This is a genomic window from Streptomyces sp. NBC_00057, from assembly GCF_045041165.1.
Taxonomy (GTDB): Bacteria; Actinomycetota; Actinomycetes; order Streptomycetales; family Streptomycetaceae; genus Streptomyces.
In genome coordinates, this window is record NZ_CP108256.1 from 5,255,413 (window position 1) to 5,270,888 (window position 15,476).

At 70.8% G+C, this 15,476-nt stretch carries 14 protein-coding genes and 1 pseudogene; 13 read left to right on the top strand and 2 right to left on the bottom strand.

Going from position 1 to position 15,476, the window contains the following annotated elements:
* Positions 1-61: 61 nt before the first annotated feature.
* From OG953_RS24735 to OG953_RS24745, 3 genes are read left to right on the top strand one after another with little or no spacing between them, the layout of a single operon-like run.
* Positions 62-325, top strand: coding sequence for a hypothetical protein (locus tag OG953_RS24735; protein ID WP_405686947.1), 264 nt, complete (start codon positions 62-64; stop codon positions 323-325).
* Positions 325-2,577, top strand: a complete 2,253-nt coding sequence (locus tag OG953_RS24740; protein WP_405686948.1) for a heavy metal translocating P-type ATPase — start codon at positions 325-327, stop codon at positions 2,575-2,577. The genes OG953_RS24735 and OG953_RS24740 overlap by 1 nt, the downstream gene beginning before the upstream one ends.
* A complete protein-coding gene (locus OG953_RS24745) occupies positions 2,574-3,095 on the top strand; it encodes a copper chaperone PCu(A)C (RefSeq protein ID WP_405686950.1) in 522 nt (173 codons plus the stop codon). The genes OG953_RS24740 and OG953_RS24745 overlap by 4 nt, the downstream gene beginning before the upstream one ends.
* Positions 3,096-3,111: 16 nt before the next feature.
* On the opposite strand, the gene OG953_RS24750 is transcribed toward OG953_RS24745, so the two are convergent.
* Positions 3,112-3,309, bottom strand: coding sequence for a hypothetical protein (locus tag OG953_RS24750; protein ID WP_405686951.1), 198 nt, complete (start codon positions 3,307-3,309; stop codon positions 3,112-3,114).
* Positions 3,310-3,553: 244 nt separating this feature from the next.
* Here OG953_RS24750 and OG953_RS24755 point away from each other — a divergent pair, with 244 nt between their 5' ends.
* The 10 genes and pseudogenes from OG953_RS24755 to OG953_RS24800 all read left to right on the top strand — a co-directional run.
* Positions 3,554-4,243, top strand: a complete 690-nt coding sequence (locus OG953_RS24755; RefSeq protein WP_405686952.1) for a hypothetical protein — start codon at positions 3,554-3,556, stop codon at positions 4,241-4,243.
* Positions 4,244-4,424: 181 nt separating this feature from the next.
* Complete coding sequence (locus tag OG953_RS24760; protein WP_405686953.1) at positions 4,425-5,042, top strand: sigma-70 family RNA polymerase sigma factor; 618 nt, start codon at positions 4,425-4,427, stop codon at positions 5,040-5,042.
* A 414-nt stretch (positions 5,043-5,456) separates the two neighbouring features.
* Positions 5,457-6,521, top strand: a complete 1,065-nt coding sequence (locus OG953_RS24765) for an ABC transporter substrate-binding protein (protein WP_405686955.1) — start codon at positions 5,457-5,459, stop codon at positions 6,519-6,521.
* 2 nt (positions 6,522-6,523) lie between these two features.
* Positions 6,524-7,597, top strand: a complete 1,074-nt coding sequence (locus tag OG953_RS24770; protein ID WP_405686957.1) for a FecCD family ABC transporter permease — start codon at positions 6,524-6,526, stop codon at positions 7,595-7,597.
* Positions 7,594-8,409, top strand: coding sequence for an ABC transporter ATP-binding protein (locus OG953_RS24775; RefSeq protein WP_405686958.1), 816 nt, complete (start codon positions 7,594-7,596; stop codon positions 8,407-8,409). The genes OG953_RS24770 and OG953_RS24775 overlap by 4 nt, the downstream gene beginning before the upstream one ends.
* Positions 8,410-8,843: 434 nt before the next feature.
* Entirely contained in the window at positions 8,844-10,244 is a 1,401-nt protein-coding gene (locus OG953_RS24780) for an MFS transporter (protein ID WP_405686960.1), read from the top strand.
* Positions 10,245-10,260: 16 nt separating this feature from the next.
* A complete protein-coding gene (gene asnB, locus OG953_RS24785) occupies positions 10,261-12,087 on the top strand; it encodes an asparagine synthase (glutamine-hydrolyzing) (protein WP_405686961.1) in 1,827 nt (608 codons plus the stop codon).
* A 12-nt stretch (positions 12,088-12,099) separates the two neighbouring features.
* Positions 12,100-13,356 carry a cytochrome P450 gene (locus tag OG953_RS24790; protein ID WP_405686963.1) on the top strand — a complete coding sequence of 419 codons (1,257 nt, stop codon included), beginning with the start codon at positions 12,100-12,102 and terminating at the stop codon, positions 13,354-13,356.
* 130 nt (positions 13,357-13,486) lie between these two features.
* On the top strand, positions 13,487-14,422 hold the full coding sequence (locus OG953_RS24795) for an L-tyrosine/L-tryptophan isonitrile synthase family protein (RefSeq protein WP_405692037.1): 936 nt from the start codon (positions 13,487-13,489) through the stop codon (positions 14,420-14,422).
* 95 nt (positions 14,423-14,517) lie between these two features.
* Positions 14,518-14,769: pseudogene (locus OG953_RS24800) on the top strand (site-specific integrase); the annotation flags it as partial.
* A 67-nt stretch (positions 14,770-14,836) separates the two neighbouring features.
* On the opposite strand, the gene OG953_RS24805 reads toward OG953_RS24800, so the two are convergent.
* On the bottom strand, positions 14,837-15,427 hold the full coding sequence (locus OG953_RS24805) for a hypothetical protein (RefSeq protein WP_405686964.1): 591 nt from the start codon (positions 15,425-15,427) through the stop codon (positions 14,837-14,839).
* Between the last annotated feature and the right edge of the window lie 49 nt (positions 15,428-15,476).

The window sequence follows — 15,476 nt, forward strand, 5'->3', positions numbered from 1 at the left end:
TCCTGAAACAGCACGGCTCGAATCGGCCGACGCCGTGCCACGTCACCTGGAGACGCGGTTGATGGACGAGTCCCGGCAATCCTCTTCCGGCGCGGGTGCGGTGCTGCACAGGTTCGCGCCCCCGCCCGCGCTCTGCGGCTTCCTCCTGCTGCTGGCGCTGATGTTCATGGTGTCGTACGCCGTCGGGGCGGTCGCCGGTCCGGTGGCGCCCGGCATGCACGGCACCGGAACGAGCACCGGCGGAGGTCGGGGCGACGGCGGCGGGGGCGGCGGCGCGGACATGGACGACATGGACATGGGTGGCACGCACGGGGGAGGCCACTGATGGGCGCGGAATCCGTGACCGCTCCGGTGACGACCGACCTGACCGTGGGCGGCATGACCTGTGCGGCCTGTGTGAAGCGCGTCGAGAAGAAGCTCGGCAAGCTGGACGGCGTCACGGCGACGGTCAATCTCGCCACCGGGCGCGCCCGGGTGAGCCATCCGGTGGAGATCAGCGTTCAGGAACTCGTCGAGACCGTGGAGAAGGCCGGCTACACGGCCGCGCTCCCCCAGCCGCCCAAGAAGCGACAGGGCGAGGACGGTGACGAGTCCGAGGGCGTCAGGCAGGAGCGCGACCGGCTGCTGATCACCGCGTTGCTCGCGCTACCGGTGCTCGTGCTGTCGATGGTGACCGGTCTGCAGTTCCGTAACTGGCAGTGGCTGTGCTTCGTTCTCGCCGCGCCCGTCGCCGTGTGGGGCGCCTGGCCCTTCCATGTGCGCGCGGTCCGGGGGTTGCGGCACTCGGCGGCCACCATGGACACCCTGGTCTCGCTCGGCGTGGCCGCCTCCTTCTCCTGGTCGGTGTACGCGCTGTTCCTCGGCGGGGCCGGCGATCCCGGCATGCGGATGCCGTTCAGCCTCGTGCCCTCCGCTGCGGAGGGCGTCGCGCACATCTACCTCGAAGCGGCCGTCGGCGTAACGCTGTTCGTGCTGGCGGGCCGTTTTCTGGAGGCACGGGCCCGGCGTGGGACCGGGTCGGCGCTGCGGTCGCTCGCCGGGCTCGCCGCCAAGGAAGTCTCCGTACGGGAGAGCGGCCACGAACGACGCATCGCCATTGAGGAGTTGGGCGTCGGGCAGGTCTTCGTCGTGCGTCCCGGGGAGCGGGTCGCCACCGACGGGCAGGTGGCCGAGGGCAGTTCAGCGGTCGACCTGTCCCTTGTCACCGGGGAGAGCGAACCCGTCGAGGTCGGGCCGGGCTCGGCCGTGGTCGGTGGGGCCGTGAATGCCGGCGGGCTGCTGCTCGTGCGGGCCACCGCGGTCGGCGCGGACACGCAGCTGGCCCGGATCACCCGGCTGGTGACCGAGGCGCAGGCGGGCAAGGCGCGGGCGCAGCGACTGGCCGACTCGGTGGCCGGTGTCTTCGTGCCCGTCGTGCTGGCGCTGGCCGTCACGACGCTCGGGTTCTGGCTGGGCGCAGGGGCCGATCCGCAGGCGGCGATCACCGCGTGCGTGGCTGTCCTGGTCGTGGCCTGTCCGTGCGCGCTCGGCCTGGCGACCCCGACCGCACTGATGGCCGCGACCGGGCGCGGGGCCCAACTGGGCGTGCTCGTCACCGGTCCGCAGGCCCTGGAGGGACTCCAGCACCTCGACGCCGTGGTCCTCGACAAGACCGGCACGCTCACCTCCGGTCACATGAACGTCGCCCGGGCCACCGCTGTGTCGGACGGGCTCGGTCGTGATGTCGTACTGCGGCTGGCGGGAGCCGTCGAGCAGGGCTCGGAACACCCGTTGGGCCGGGCCATCACCGCGTATGCGCGGCGGGAGTCGGACGAGCAGCTGCCTGATGTGGGCGGGTTCCGTGCGCTGCCGGGGCGAGGCGTGCGCGGCCGGGTCGAGGGGAGGCTGGTCGAAGTCCTCGCCCCGGACGACGAGTTGCCCGCCGCGCTCGTCGACGCGATGGCGGTCGCCGAAGCCGCCGCACACACGCCCGTGATCGTCCTCGTGGACGGCGTGACGGAGGCCCTGATCGAGGTCGGAGACGTCGTACGGCCCGGCAGCTACCGTGCGGTCGACCGGCTGCGGCGTCTCGGCGTACGCCCCGTGCTGGCCACCGGTGACCGGGAGGCACCTGCCCAGGCCGTCGCGAAAGCCCTGGGCATCGACGAGGTGCACGCCCGCTGCACCCCGGTGGACAAGGCCGACCTCGTACGGGATCTCCAGGAGGAGGGCTACCGCGTCGCGGTCATCGGCGACGGCGTGAACGACGCCGCAGCCCTGGCCGTTGCCGACCTCGGCATCGCCATGGGCAGCGGCACGGACGTGGCGATCGGGGCCGCCGACGTCACGCTCGTACGCGGCGACATCGAGGCGCTCGCGGACGCGGTCCGTCTCGCCCGGCGCACACTGGGCACGATCCGCGCCAACCTGGTCTGGGCGTTCGGCTACAACGCCGTCACCGTCCCGCTGGCCATGGTCGGCCTGTTGAATCCGATGCTCGCAGGGGCGGCGATGTCGGCCAGCTCGGTGCTGGTGGTCGCCAACAGCCTGCGGTTGCGTGCCTGGCAGCCCTCGCCCGCCCGGAGGCGTACCCGATGAACGGACAGAACCTCTGGCGGCCCACCCGCCGCCGGCTCATCGACAGCCTGCTCGCTGCCATCGCGCCCATCGCCGCGTTCAGCCTCGCCCTCGGGGGACTGACGACCTGGGCCACGGCCGGGAAGGCGGGCAGCCCGGCCCGCATCGCCGTCACGTCCGGGCGGGTCTTCCTGCCGTATGGCGACAGCACGCAGACCGCTGCCTTCTTCGACATCACCAACACCGGCGGCGCCGACGACCGGCTGGTCGGGGTGACGTCCTCCGGGACGGGAGGCGAGATCGAGCTCAGCCGCCACCGCATGACCGGAAGCGGAGCCGCCTACCGGGAAAGCATGGCCTCGGCCACTGTCCGCGCGGGCAGCGAGCTCTCCATGTCACCCCAGGGGCCGGCCGTCACTCTGCGGCCCAAGGAGGGGTGGCGGGCGGGCAGCCTCGTCCCGTTCACACTCCACTTCGAGCGCAGCGGGGCGATCAAGACCCTCGCAGTCGTGGTCCGCCCGAGCGGCCGAGCCTCCTGAACATCAGGCCGGTCGGTCAGCTACCGAGGGCCACCAGCACCTCCCGGCACGCATCGGCGGCCCGGCCGGTCGCGTCGGCGCAGAGGCGGCAGTGCTCGTGGTGCTGGGCGTGCTGCTCACACAGGTCGCGGCTGCGTCGGCAGGCGATCAGGCATGCCTGCGCCTGGGCCGGTGAGGAGCGCTGGGTCGGGGCTGCTGCCTCGGGTGAGGACACGGCGGGTGGCGGCGGTGACGTCGGCGCAGACCTGGTCCAGCGGGGAGGCGTGCGGGCGGCCTGACCGGAGCGTGCGCGGGCTCCGGTCGCAGACCTGGTCAGCAAGAGAAGTCGGATGGGAATGCCGGCCAGTTCCAGCGCACTGAAGTGGCTTGGATCACATCCGGTCGGTTGAATGCGGAGGGCGGGGCAATATCCCTACCCACACATGACGAGCGATGCCCGGATGCGAGGATGAGGCGCTATGAGCGCTGGGTGGTGTTCTCGCACGATACGGGCCGCGGTGTTCGCGGCCGTATGTGTGCTGCTTGCCGCCCTGGGCCACGTCATGATGTCCGGCTCCTACGTGCCCGCGTGGGCACTGGCCGCCGGTGTTGCCGTGACCGGTGCCGTCGGCTGGTGCCTGGCGGGTCGTGAGCGCGGGCTGCCGATGGTCGTGGCCGTCGTGGTCGCCGCACAGACGGCGCTGCACTGGGCGTTCTCACTGGCCCAGTCGGCATCCGGCGGCAGTGCCTCCACGGACATGAGCGACATGGGGTCCATGCACATGGGCATGGGCATGGGGTCGATGCAGATGGACTCCATGGACATGACCCACATGGGCATGGGCCCCATGGATCACATGACCCACATGGGGCACTCCATGGACGGTGGCGGCGGCTCGTCGTCGTTCGGGATGCTCGCCGCCCACCTCCTCGCCGCGCTTCTGAGCGGCTTGTGGCTGGCGTGTGGGGAGAAGGCCGCCTTCCGCATCCTGCGGGCCGTGGCCGGATGGCTGGCGGCACCACTTCGGCTGCTGCTTGCTCTGCCCGCCGCCCCGGGTGGCCCTCGCGTCCGTCTCGCGTGTCCTCGCTCGGACCGGGCACCGAGCCTTCTCCTTCTCGCCTACGCGATCTCTTCTCGGGGTCCTCCTGTGGGGACGGTTGTCGTCTAAAGACAACTGGTTTCCCGAGGCTGCCCGTGCGCGCCTCGGGCCTCGGCCGTACGCCCGCACAGGCGCCGTAGCGTCATCACGCCGTCGCGCCCGCGCGTTGTAGGGCCGTCTCCCCACTCACCGGACCGCTCGCGCCCTTGCGCGCCCCGGTCCGGATCACGGATTCCGAGAAGGACGCCACGTGATCACCTCTGCCCCGCTTGATTTGCATAGCAAAACGGATAAAGCGGCATCAATTGACGAATCGATAACCGCGTGGGCGCTGGCCGCCCGAGGCGGTGACGCGGACGCCGTCGAGCAGTTCGTGCGCGCCCTGCAGCGCGACGTTCAGCGTTTCGTCGCCCACCTGTGCGGCGACCCCCAGGCTGTCGACGACCTCGCCCAGGACACGTTCCTGCGCGCGCTCGGCAGTCTGCACCGGTTCGAGGGCCGTTCCTCGGCGCGTGCGTGGCTGCTGTCCATCGCCCGCCGGGCCGTCATCGACAGCTACCGGTACGCCGCCGCCCGGCCCCGGCTGTCCGACGCACCGGACTGGCAGCTGGCCGTCGAACTGGCCCAGCCCCAGGATCTGCCGGGCTTCGACGAAGGCATCGCCCTTCTGGACCTGCTGGCCGCTCTGCCCGACGAACGCCGGGAGGCGTTCATCCTCACTCAGCTGGTCGGTCTCCCCTACGCGGAGGCGGCCGAGGTCAGCGACTGCCCGGTCGGCACGGTCCGCTCCCGCGTGGCCCGCGCCCGGGCGACCCTGATGGGCCTGCTGGACGAGGCGGAGGAGCCCACCGCGCTGGCGGCGGCCTGAGCCCAACCCGTACGAGGGTGTCGGCGTCGGCGGGAAGCAGCCGGAACCGGCACCCTCGTCAGCACCTGATCCAGAAGCGAGGGCCGACGGCACATTCACATGCGAGCGGACAGCGGCACGTCGTGGTGATCCCACTCTTTGACGGGGTTGCGAGCTGCTGCCGGTTTGCTGCGTTGAAGTGAGTCGTGGTGAGCGGGAGTGGGTCCTGTCGGTGGGTGTGCGGGGGGTGGGAACGGAGGTTCTGGGGCGCCACGCCTTCCTGCGGGTGCTGCGTGTCTCGCCGCGCGAGTCACCGCGAGCGGTTCAACTGAGTCCGATCTTCAACTGGCCGGGAACTCAGGGCGCGTTCGTCCCGACTACTGGACCGGGTGACGGAGGTTCGCCCGCGTGCCGAGTGGATCCGGGAGTTGTTCGATGCGTTCTCGTGTGTGGGGCGGTACGGCGGCCGTCGTGCTGGGCGGCCTGCTGGCAGCCGGCTGCGGCGGCGGGGAGAAGGACACGGCGGACGAGAGTGCCGGGAAGGCCGTCTCTGGCGACTACCCCGTTTCCGCCACCGACTGCATGGGCGCCAGAACCACCTTCTCCAGCGCTCCGAAAAGGATCGTCACCAGCAACGCATCCAGCCTGGAGCTGCTGCTCCGTCTCGGGGCCGGTGACGAGGTGATCGGCACCGGCTTCCCGCCGGGCAAGGGGACCCTGCCCGACGACCTGGACGCGCAGGCGCAGAAGGTGAAGGTGCTCAGCGACACCGTCATCCCGAAGGAGAAGCTGCTCGGCTCCGGCGCCGACCTCTACATCGACACCTTCGCCAACATGAACATGGGCGGCGGGATGGGGGACGCGCCGACGGAGGAGGAGTTCAAGGCCGCCGGGATCAGGCACATCTACCTCAAGTCCACCGCCTGCGCCGCGACGAGCAAGAGCGCCGTGACCGACCTGTCGGCGGTCGAGGCCGACATCACCACCCTCGGCGCGGTCACCGGCACCAGCGCCAAGGCCAAGGAACTCGTCGCAGGGATGAAGGAGAAGACGGACGCCGTCCAGCAGGCGGTCGGCGGTACGGCGCAGAGCGCGCGGCCCACGTACTTCTTCTTCGACTACGACGCCGGCACCAAGCAGCCCACCGTCGTCTGCAACCGCCAGGTCGCCAACGCGGTCATCACCCTGGCCGGCGCCCGCAACGTCTTCGCCGACTGCGACGGCGACTACAAGCAGGTCGGCTGGGAGGACGTCATCGCCAAGAACCCGGACTGGATCCAGCTCGGGGTCCGCAACCGGGGCAGCGAGGCGGCGAACGACAAGGCGTTCGACGAGGCCGAGAAGTGGCTGAAGTCCAACGCGGCCACCAAGGGGCTGAAGGCGGTCAAGGAGGGCCATTTCCTGCGCATCGGCTCCGAGCAGACCACCATCGCGGGCGTCGAGAACGCCCACACCGTGGAGACGATCGCCAAGACGCTCCACCCGGGCAAGGTCGGCTGACCGTGGCCTTCACGCCGGTGCGCCGGAAGGCCACCACGGCAGAGGCGCGTGCCGGTCTGCCCGCCGGACCGCTGGCGGCCGTCCTGGGCGTGGCACTCCTGGCCGCGCTGACGGCTGCCGTGGCCTGGGGCTCGACGTCCATCCCGCCCGGCGAGGTGTGGAGCGTGGTGTGGCGTCGGCTGTCCGGAGAGGCGCCACGCCCCGGCACGGACGACCTCATCGTGTGGCAACTCCGTGTGCCCCGTGCCCTGTTGGCCGCGCTCGTCGGCGCGGGACTCGGGCTGGTCGGTACGGCGGTGCAGGCGCTGGTGCGCAACCCGCTGGCCGACCCCTACCTGCTGGGTATCTCCAACGGTGCCTCCCTCGGGGCGGTCGCCGCCATCGTGCTCGGCCTCGGGGCGGGCGGGGCGCTGGGGCTGGGCCTGTCCGGTGCCGCCTTTGCGGGCGCACTGGCCACCTTCGCACTGGTGTGGGCGGTCGCTCGCCGCGGCGGAGGCTTCGCCCCGCTCCGGCTGGTCCTGGCCGGGGTGGCGATCGGGCAGTTCTTGTCCGGCTTCACCAGCTACTTGGTGCTCCAGGCCGGGGACGAGCAGCAGACCCACAGCGTGCTGTTCTGGCTCATGGGCAGCCTCAGCGGGGCGAACTGGGAGCTGCTCGCGGTGCCCGCGGTCGTGGTTCCGGCAGCCGGGTTCTGGCTCCAGGCCCGCGCCCGCGGCCTGAACGCACTGCTGATGGGCGACGAGACGGCGGCCGGCGTCGGGATCGATGTGACGCGGTTGCGCCGCGAACTGTTCACGGTGACCAGCGTGCTGACTGGTGTCCTGGTCGCGGTCTCGGGCGCGATCGCCTTCGTCGCGCTGATGGTGCCGCATGTCTGCCGCCTGGTCATCGGCGGCGACCACCGCCGCCTGCTGCCCATCTCGGCACTGTTCGGCGCCCTGCTGCTGGTCGCGGTCGACATCGTCTGCCGTACGGCAATGGACACGCAGGAGCTGCCGGTCGGCGTGGTCACCTCGCTCATCGGGGCTCCGACCCTGCTGTATCTGCTGGACCGGCGCTTGGGGAGCGGCAGTTGAGAATCGACATCGAGGACCTGCACGTCGCCTACGCCGGCCGCACGGTCGTGTCCGGCGCCCACCTGATCGCGGCCGAGGGCGAGATCGCGGGCCTGGTCGGGCCCAACGGCAGCGGCAAGTCCACGCTCCTGCGGACGGTCTACCGGCATCTGAAGCCGGCGGCCGGGCGGGTGCTGCTGGACGGGACCGACATCCAGGAGATGACCCCGGCCCGGTCGGCCCGCCATGTGGCCGCGCTTCCGCAGGAACGGGGCAGCGATTTCGAGCTGACCGTGCGCGAGGTCGTCGCCATGGGCCGTACGCCCTACAAGCGGGCCTTCGCCGGGGAGGACGCCACCGACCGCAACGTTGTCGCCCGTGCCCTCACCGACGTCGGCATGGACGGGTACGCCGGACGCCGCTTCACGGCCCTGTCCGGTGGCGAGCGCCAACGCGTTTTGCTGGCACGGGCGTTCGCGCAGGACCCCGACGTCCTGGTCCTGGACGAACCGACCAACCACCTCGACGTCCGCCACCAGGTCGAGTTGCTCGCCCTGCTGCGCGCCCAGCGCCGTACGACACTCGTGTCGCTGCACGACCTCAACGCCGCCGCCTCCGTGTGCGACCGGCTGCACGTGCTGCATGCCGGAGCCGTGGTGGCTTCCGGTCCGCCCCGCGAAGTCCTCACGCCCGCTCTGATGGCAGAGGTGTTCGGGGTGCGGGCGGCGGTGGTCGACCACCCCCTGACCGGGGAGCCGCTGATCGCCTTCGACCACCGGACACCGGCCCAGGCGGGGCCGCCCGCGGCCGCGGAGACTCACGCGGGCGGATGACGAAGAGGCTGGGCGGGATGGTTATGTGTCCTGCCGGCCTCTTCGCGTACTCAGGCGGCGACCGTGCCGTCGACGCCGAACCCGGCCTCGACGATCGCGGTGCGCAGGCGCCTGGCAGATTCGGCACGTCCACATCAACCCGCTGCTGGTGGCCACGGCGGCTGTTCCGGTCGGCGGGTACGGCCGGCTGGGTTCCGTCGCCGGTGATGTGACCGGCACCCTGATCGGCTGTGCCGCTGGAGCCGTGACGAGCGTCCTGCTGTACTGGGCGGTGGAAACGGCCATGAGCGGCAGTCCGCCCCGCCGCCAACACAGGTAACTCCCCTCACCCGCCACGTTTGTGGACAGGATCGGGAACTCATCCCGGCATCCCTCCGACTTGTGGGACGAGGCTGCCGACCGGCAGCCCACCCGCGACGGTGAGGGGCGGATGGATGACGCATCATGATTCCGGCTCGGAACGGCCCGGTCACATATCTCTCGGTGAGGATCGCTGGCTGCTGGTGGCCGTGGCGGGCCTGCTGTCGTTCGTGGCGATGCTCGACATGAACATCGTCAATGTGGCCCTGGCCGACATCGCCGACGGGCTGCACGTGTCCGCCGCGATCGCCCAGTGGGCCGTGTTGGGCTACCAACTCCCCGTTGTCGCATTGCTGTTGCCCGTCGGCCGATGGCTGGACGGCGGCGGGATGCGTTCCGCCGTGCTTGTCTCCACCGCCGGCTTCGGTCTGTCCAGCGCACTGGCCGCCGCCGCACCCTGGGCGGCCTGGCTCATCGCCGCCCGGCTCGTGCAGGGTGCGTTCGGGGCAGCCCTCTTCGTTCTGATGCCCGTACTCGCCATGCGCTCGGTGCGACCCCAGCTACGGGGGCGGGCGATGAGCGTGCCGGCGACCCTGGGCCCACTGGGCGCGGTGACCGGACCGGCCGTCGGCGGCCTGCTCCTCGACCACTTCGGCTGGCATGCCGTCTTCCTCGTCAAGCTCCCCTTCTGCCTGCTCGCCCTGCTCGTGGCATGGAGGGCGATGCCGCGCGACGCTCGTCCGCGGCGGCCGGATCACCGTTCGCTGGCGGATGCCCTGCTGGTGGCTGCCGGTGTGGCGGTGCTCCTGCTCACGCTCACCCTGGCCTCGAACGATCCATGGTGGCTGCTGCTCGTGTTCGCAGCGATCCCGCCGCTGTGGTGGTGGCTGCGCGGCCCAGGCGGGCGTCCGGTGACGGGCGTGCTGGGTGCCTCGGGGCTGTTTCGGGCGCACGGGGCGGTGCTGGCGCTGGCGGCCGGCTTCGCCGCGATGCATTACGTCGTCGCTCTGCACCTCCAGCGCGACGACGGAGTCAGTGCCACCACGACCGGTCTGATCGTCCTCGCCTTCCCACTCGGCATGGGGCTGGCCGGACCGCTCGGCGGGCGTCTGGCCGACCGGTACGGTGCGAGACCGGTCGCAGTGACCGGCGCCGCGCTCACCGCCGCCGGGTTGCTCCTGCTCGTCCCGCTGGGCGCCGACTGGTCACCCTGGCAGGTGGCCTGGCGGCTGGCGCTGGCCGGCGTCGGCATGGGCCTGAACGGGGGCCCCACCCAAGCCCTGGTCATGAGTACGGCCCCGCCGGACCGTATCGCCACCGTCGGCTCCACGGTTCAACTCGCTCGCAGCCTCGGCTTCACCCTCGGCCCCGCCCTGGCCACAGCCGTCTGGGGCCTCACCGGTCCCGCCAACGGCGTGCACGCCGGCCTCGCCCTGGCCGCCATCGCCGCCGCTCTCGCCGTACCTCTCATCGCACTGCCCGGCCGGCCACCCGCCCCCGTGCCCGAGCAGACCACCGACGCCGCCCACACCTGACCCAGGAGACCTCCCCATGTGCGGAATCACCGGCTGGGCGTCCTACCACCACGACGCCCGCACCCAGGCCCCCGTCATCGAGGCCATGACCGCCACCCTCACCCCACGAGGCCCGGACGCCGGAGGCGTCTGGCTCGGTGAGCGGGCCGCGATCGGCCATCGCCGCCTCGCCGTCATCGACATCGAAGGCGGCAGGCAGCCGATGACCGACCGGTCCGACGAGCCCACGGCTGTGCTCAGCTACAGCGGCGAGGTCTACAACCACCATGCACTGAGGGCCGAACTCCGCTCCCGCGGACACCACTTCCACACCCGCAGCGACACCGAGGTCGTGCTGCGCGCATACGCCCAATGGGGCGAGAACGTCGCCGACCATCTGGAAGGCATGTTCGCCTTCGCCGTCTGGGACGAGCGCGCCCAGCGGCTGGTGCTGGTGCGCGACCGGCTCGGTGTGAAGCCGCTGTTCTGGGCGGCCGTCGACGGAGGTCTCGCCTTCGCCTCCGAACCGAAGGCGTTGTTCGCCCACCCCGAGATACGGCCCCGGGTGGACGCCGATGGGCTGCGAGAGGCGTACAGCCTGCTGTTCAACACCGGGCCGACGGTGTGGTCCGGCGTGCGGGAGGTGGAGCCCGGCGGGATGCTCGTCCTGGACCGGGACGGCATCCGTGAACGCCGTTACTGGCAGCTGGAGGCCGGCGCCCACGACGACGACCAGGACGCGACCGTCGAGCGCATCCGTCAGCTGGTCGGTACGGCGGCGCGCAGCCAACTGGAAGCCGATGTCCCGCTGTGCAGCCTGCTCTCCGGCGGCCTCGACTCCACCGTCCTGACCGCCCTGCTCGCCGATGAACTCCGGCTGCGCGAGGGCCCGGACGCCCGTATCCGCTCCTACGCCGTCGACTACAGCGACCAAGCCGAACAGTTCACCGGCGACGTCCTGCGCACCGGCCACGACACCCCGTTCGCCGCCGAGGCCGGCGCCTTCATCGGCACCGACCACAGCACTGTCGTACTCGACCCGCGCGCCCTGCTCGACCTCGAGCACCGCAAGGCGGTCGTCGTGGCCCGCGACTCGCCGATCGGCGTCGGCGACATGGACACCTCGCTGTACCTGCTGTTCGGGGAGATACGGCGGCACTCGACCGTCGCCCTGTCCGGCGAGGCGGCGGACGAGGTGTTCGGCGGCTACCCCTGGTTCCACAACCCCAAGGCTCTCGCCGCTCAGACCTTCCCGTGGCTGCTGGTCACCGGCGACGAGGCCGCCATGCCGCTCAACCCGGAACTCGACCTTCGTATCGGCGAGTTCCGCGACGACATCTACCGCAGCGCCCTGGCCGCCGTACCGCACCTGGACGGTGAGACCGCGACCGAGTACCGGCAGCGCGAGGTGCAGCACCTGTCCCTGACCCGATGGCTGCGCCAACTCCTGCACCGCAAGGACCGGTTGAGCATGGCCCAGGGCCTGGAGGTCCGCGTCCCGTACTGCGACCACCGCCTCGTCGAGTACGCCTTCACCACGCCCTGGGCGCTGAAGAGCTTCGACGGCCGGGAGAAGAGCCTGCTGCGCGCCACGGGCGCCGGGCTGGCGCCCGAATCGGTGCTGTACCGGCCCAAGAACCACTACCCGGCCACCCACCACCCCGACTACAACCGCGGCCTGCAGGGCATGGCCCGCGACGCTCTTGCCAACGACCAGGTCCGCGCCCTGGCCGACGAGACCCTCATCAAGCCCTGCCTGGACAGCCCGCCCGGCCAATTGGACTGGGGCCACCGGCTGCGCCTCGAACGTGTCGTCGACCTCGCCCTGTGGATCGACCACTACCAGCCCGAACTCGCCCTCTGAGGAGCCTCGTTCATGACCATCCAGGAACCCGAGACGGCCACCGGGGCACTGAGCGAGCCCGTGCCGCTGATGGGCTGCCCCTACAAGGCCGACCCCTACCCCCTGTACGAGCGGATGCGCGAGGCCGGCCCGGTCCACCGCGTCCTCTTCCCCAGCGGTGTACAAGCCTGGCTCGTCACCGGCTACGACGCCGCCCACGCCGCACTCAACGACGACCGCCTCGGCAAGAACCACGACCGCGGGAACGACCGCTGGCGCGCCCGCGCCTCGATCATGCCCGAGCCCCAGCACTCCCAGCTCCAGGTCCACCTCCTCCACCAGGACCCGCCGAAGCACACCCGGATGCGGAGCTTCGTCACCGACGCCTTCACGCCACGTCGGATCGAGAGCCTGCGGCCCCGGTTCCAGGAACTGGCGGATGCGCTGATCGACGCTCTGCCCGAGACCGGCCCCGCCGACCTCGTCACCGGCTTCGCCGCTCACTTCCCCTTCCAGGTCCTGGCCGAGGTCATCGGCCTCCCGCAGGAGCTGGCGGCCCGCTTCGACCGGGACTGGGGCAAGGTCGTCCAGCCGGTCGGCCCCACTGATCCCGGACGGCCGCTGTACGAGGCCCGGCTGCACGGCCTGCAGAGCTACATAGCCGACGTCGTCGCTCACAAGCGCGAGCACTGGGAAGACGACCTGCTCAGCCGCCTCGTCGTGGCTCGTGACCGGCGCGAACTGTCCCAGGAGGAGCTGGACTCGGTGATCTTCCAACTCCTGGTCGCCGGCCAGGAGCCGGTCACCAACCAGATCACCACGGCCCTGATCGCCCTCTTCCGCAACCCGGCCGAACTGGCCCGCCTGCGCGAGGATCCGGACCTCCTGCCCCGCGCGGTCGAGGAACTCCTCCGCTACGACAGCGCCTTCGAGCTGACCACCTGGCGTTTCTTCGACAAGGACAGCGATCTGCACGGCACCGAGGTCCCGGCCGGCGACTCGGTGATCGTCTCCCTGTGCGCCGCCAACCGCGACCCGCGCCGCTTCCCCGACCCCGACACCCTCGACCTCGACCGCAGCCCCAACCCCCACCTCGCCTTCGGCCACGGCATCCACTTCTGCCCCGGCGCCGCCCTCGCCCGCGCCGAACTCCAGATCGCCCTGAGCGCCCTGCTCATCCGGCTCCCCGGTCTCCACCTCGCCATCCGGGACGAGGACATCGAGTGGATCCCGGCCGTCCTCGGCCGCGGCACCAACCACCTGCCCGTCGGCTACGACCGACGCCGCTGACACCAGTTCCCGGGTGACCGGGTCCCTGCTCCCCGCCCGACCCGGCCTCGGCTGACCAACCCCACCTGCCCGACAGCGTCTTGGCTGCCCGCCAAGGCGCCATGCCGTCATGCCCTTCTGGAGGAACGCCATGCCGCCGACGACCGCGCCGGAAACCCTTCCCACGAGCATCAGCGCCGCGATCCTGCACCTGCTTCTGCCGTACCACCGCACGACCGACCGCGCCCCTGCCACCCTTGTGGAGGCGTTCCCCCACCAGCTGCGCCACATCTCAGAATTCGTGCGCGTCGGCGCCCCGGTCGTGTTCACCCTGCCCGGCTTCCCCTGTAAGTCACCCAACCCGGCCAAGGTCCTCGGCCACCTACCCGACCGGGGAGAACACCTCTCCCTCACCTTCCTGAACACCCTCTGCACGGAGATCGAGCGGATCTACCCACCCGGCGCCCGCATGATCATCTGCTCCGACGGCCACGTCTTCGGCGACCTCATCCACGTCCCGGACGAGCACATCGACTCCTACGCTGACGAACTACGCGTACTCATAGGCCAACTGGGCCTGCACAGATTGTCCGTCTTCGATCTGCGTGACGTACTCGGCGATCTCCCGCACGACACGAAACGTGCCTTTGTCCACGAGCACTACGCACCCACCCTGGACGCCCTGCGTACCGAAGTCCGTGCAGAGGACCAGACCCTCGCCCTCTACCGAGGCATCACCCGCTTCCTCGTCGAGGACACCGCCGACCACTCCGGCACCCGCTCCGCCCTGCAACGCGAGTGCCGAAAGCGTGCCTACGGTGTCATCCAGCGCAGCCGCGCCTGGGGCGACCTGATCGCCGAGCACCACCCCCATGCCGTACGCCTCTCCATCCATCCCCAGCCCATCGGCGCCCCCAAGTTCGGCATCCAACTCCTCGACGCCCCCGACGCCTGGACCACCCCCTGGCACTCGGCCGCTCTGCGCCGTACCGATGGCACATGGACCCTCATGCCCCGAGCCGAAGCCGCTCAACTCGGGCGCCTGATGAGCTGTGACGACAGGCCCAGCCACTTCGAGCAGACCTGATCAGGCCATCTCCTTGATCGCGCGGACAGCGGCGCGGGAACGGGGCCGGTCAGACCGGCGGATGCCGGGTGAGGAGACGATCAGTCTCAGGGACTCTCCGGCACGCGTACGCCTCTGTGCTCCTGGACGCGGGGGAGAGCATCAAGGAGCTCTCCGAGTACCTCGGCCACTCGGACCCCGGCTTCACGCTGCGTACGTACACGCACCCGCTGCCGTCCAGCGAGACCCGTACCCGCAAGGCGATCGCCTCCGCCTTCACGGAAGCGGAGGCGGACACCGGAGAAGCCCGGGGTACATCGGTGCCCTCGCCGAAACCCATGTGCCCTCAATGTGCCCTGGCCGCCTGACGGCCCCTCCCCGCACATGACGGGGGCGGGACCCGAAAGCCCCGCCCACACAACAAGAAACCCCAGGTCAGGGCCAGACCAGGCAGTACGCCTGATGCCCCGCGTCATGCAGACGATGGCTGAAATCCTGCCACTCGTGCAGCAGTTGGTAGACGTTGAACGCGTCGCGCGGGCCGCCGCGGTCCGGGACCGTGGACCAGATGAAGGCTGCGGCACCCACCGACTCCTCGCCGACGCCGCGCAGCGGGTCGACGACCGTCATCGGGAGCCTGACCACCGCGTAGTCGGGGTGCAGTACGACCAGTTCCAGCGGTGGGACCTTGTGCAGGGGTATGCCCTGGATGCCGGTGAGGATCATCGCCGCCACCGTCTCCGGCTTGATCTTGGTGAACATGCCGCCCATGCCCAGTTCGTCGCCGCCGAGCTCCTCGGGGCGCATCGAAATGGGCACGCGTGCCGCGGTCGCCCCGTCGGGGGCACCGAAATACTTGTAGGTCACCCCCACCCGGCCACCACTCCTGCTTCCGGATCCGACACCCTGCGCACCACCGGCCTGTATGCCCTGCTTGCGTTCCGCCTCACGCCGGTGCCGACCCCGCCGGGCAGGCTCGGGCCCCAGGTCGTCGGTCCCTTCGCCCACTCCGCCACCGCGATGCATATCTCATCCACCCGACTACTACTTAGGAGACACAGCCCCCGCCGCGCAA

Excerpts from the sequence above, each read along its gene's own strand:
- OG953_RS24735 (WP_405686947.1), top strand. The coding sequence starts at position 62 with ATGGACGAGTCCCGGCAATCCTCTTCCGGCGCGGGTGCGGTGCTGCAC.
- OG953_RS24740 (WP_405686948.1), top strand. The coding sequence starts at position 325 with ATGGGCGCGGAATCCGTGACCGCTCCGGTGACGACCGACCTGACCGTG.
- OG953_RS24745 (WP_405686950.1), top strand. The coding sequence starts at position 2,574 with ATGAACGGACAGAACCTCTGGCGGCCCACCCGCCGCCGGCTCATCGAC.
- OG953_RS24755 (WP_405686952.1), top strand. The coding sequence starts at position 3,554 with ATGAGCGCTGGGTGGTGTTCTCGCACGATACGGGCCGCGGTGTTCGCG.
- OG953_RS24765 (WP_405686955.1), top strand. The coding sequence starts at position 5,457 with ATGCGTTCTCGTGTGTGGGGCGGTACGGCGGCCGTCGTGCTGGGCGGC.
- OG953_RS24780 (WP_405686960.1), top strand. The coding sequence starts at position 8,844 with ATGACGCATCATGATTCCGGCTCGGAACGGCCCGGTCACATATCTCTC.
- asnB (WP_405686961.1), top strand. The coding sequence starts at position 10,261 with ATGTGCGGAATCACCGGCTGGGCGTCCTACCACCACGACGCCCGCACC.
- OG953_RS24790 (WP_405686963.1), top strand. The coding sequence starts at position 12,100 with ATGACCATCCAGGAACCCGAGACGGCCACCGGGGCACTGAGCGAGCCC.
- OG953_RS24795 (WP_405692037.1), top strand. The coding sequence starts at position 13,487 with ATGCCGCCGACGACCGCGCCGGAAACCCTTCCCACGAGCATCAGCGCC.
- OG953_RS24805 (WP_405686964.1), bottom strand. The coding sequence starts at position 15,427 with ATGCATCGCGGTGGCGGAGTGGGCGAAGGGACCGACGACCTGGGGCCC.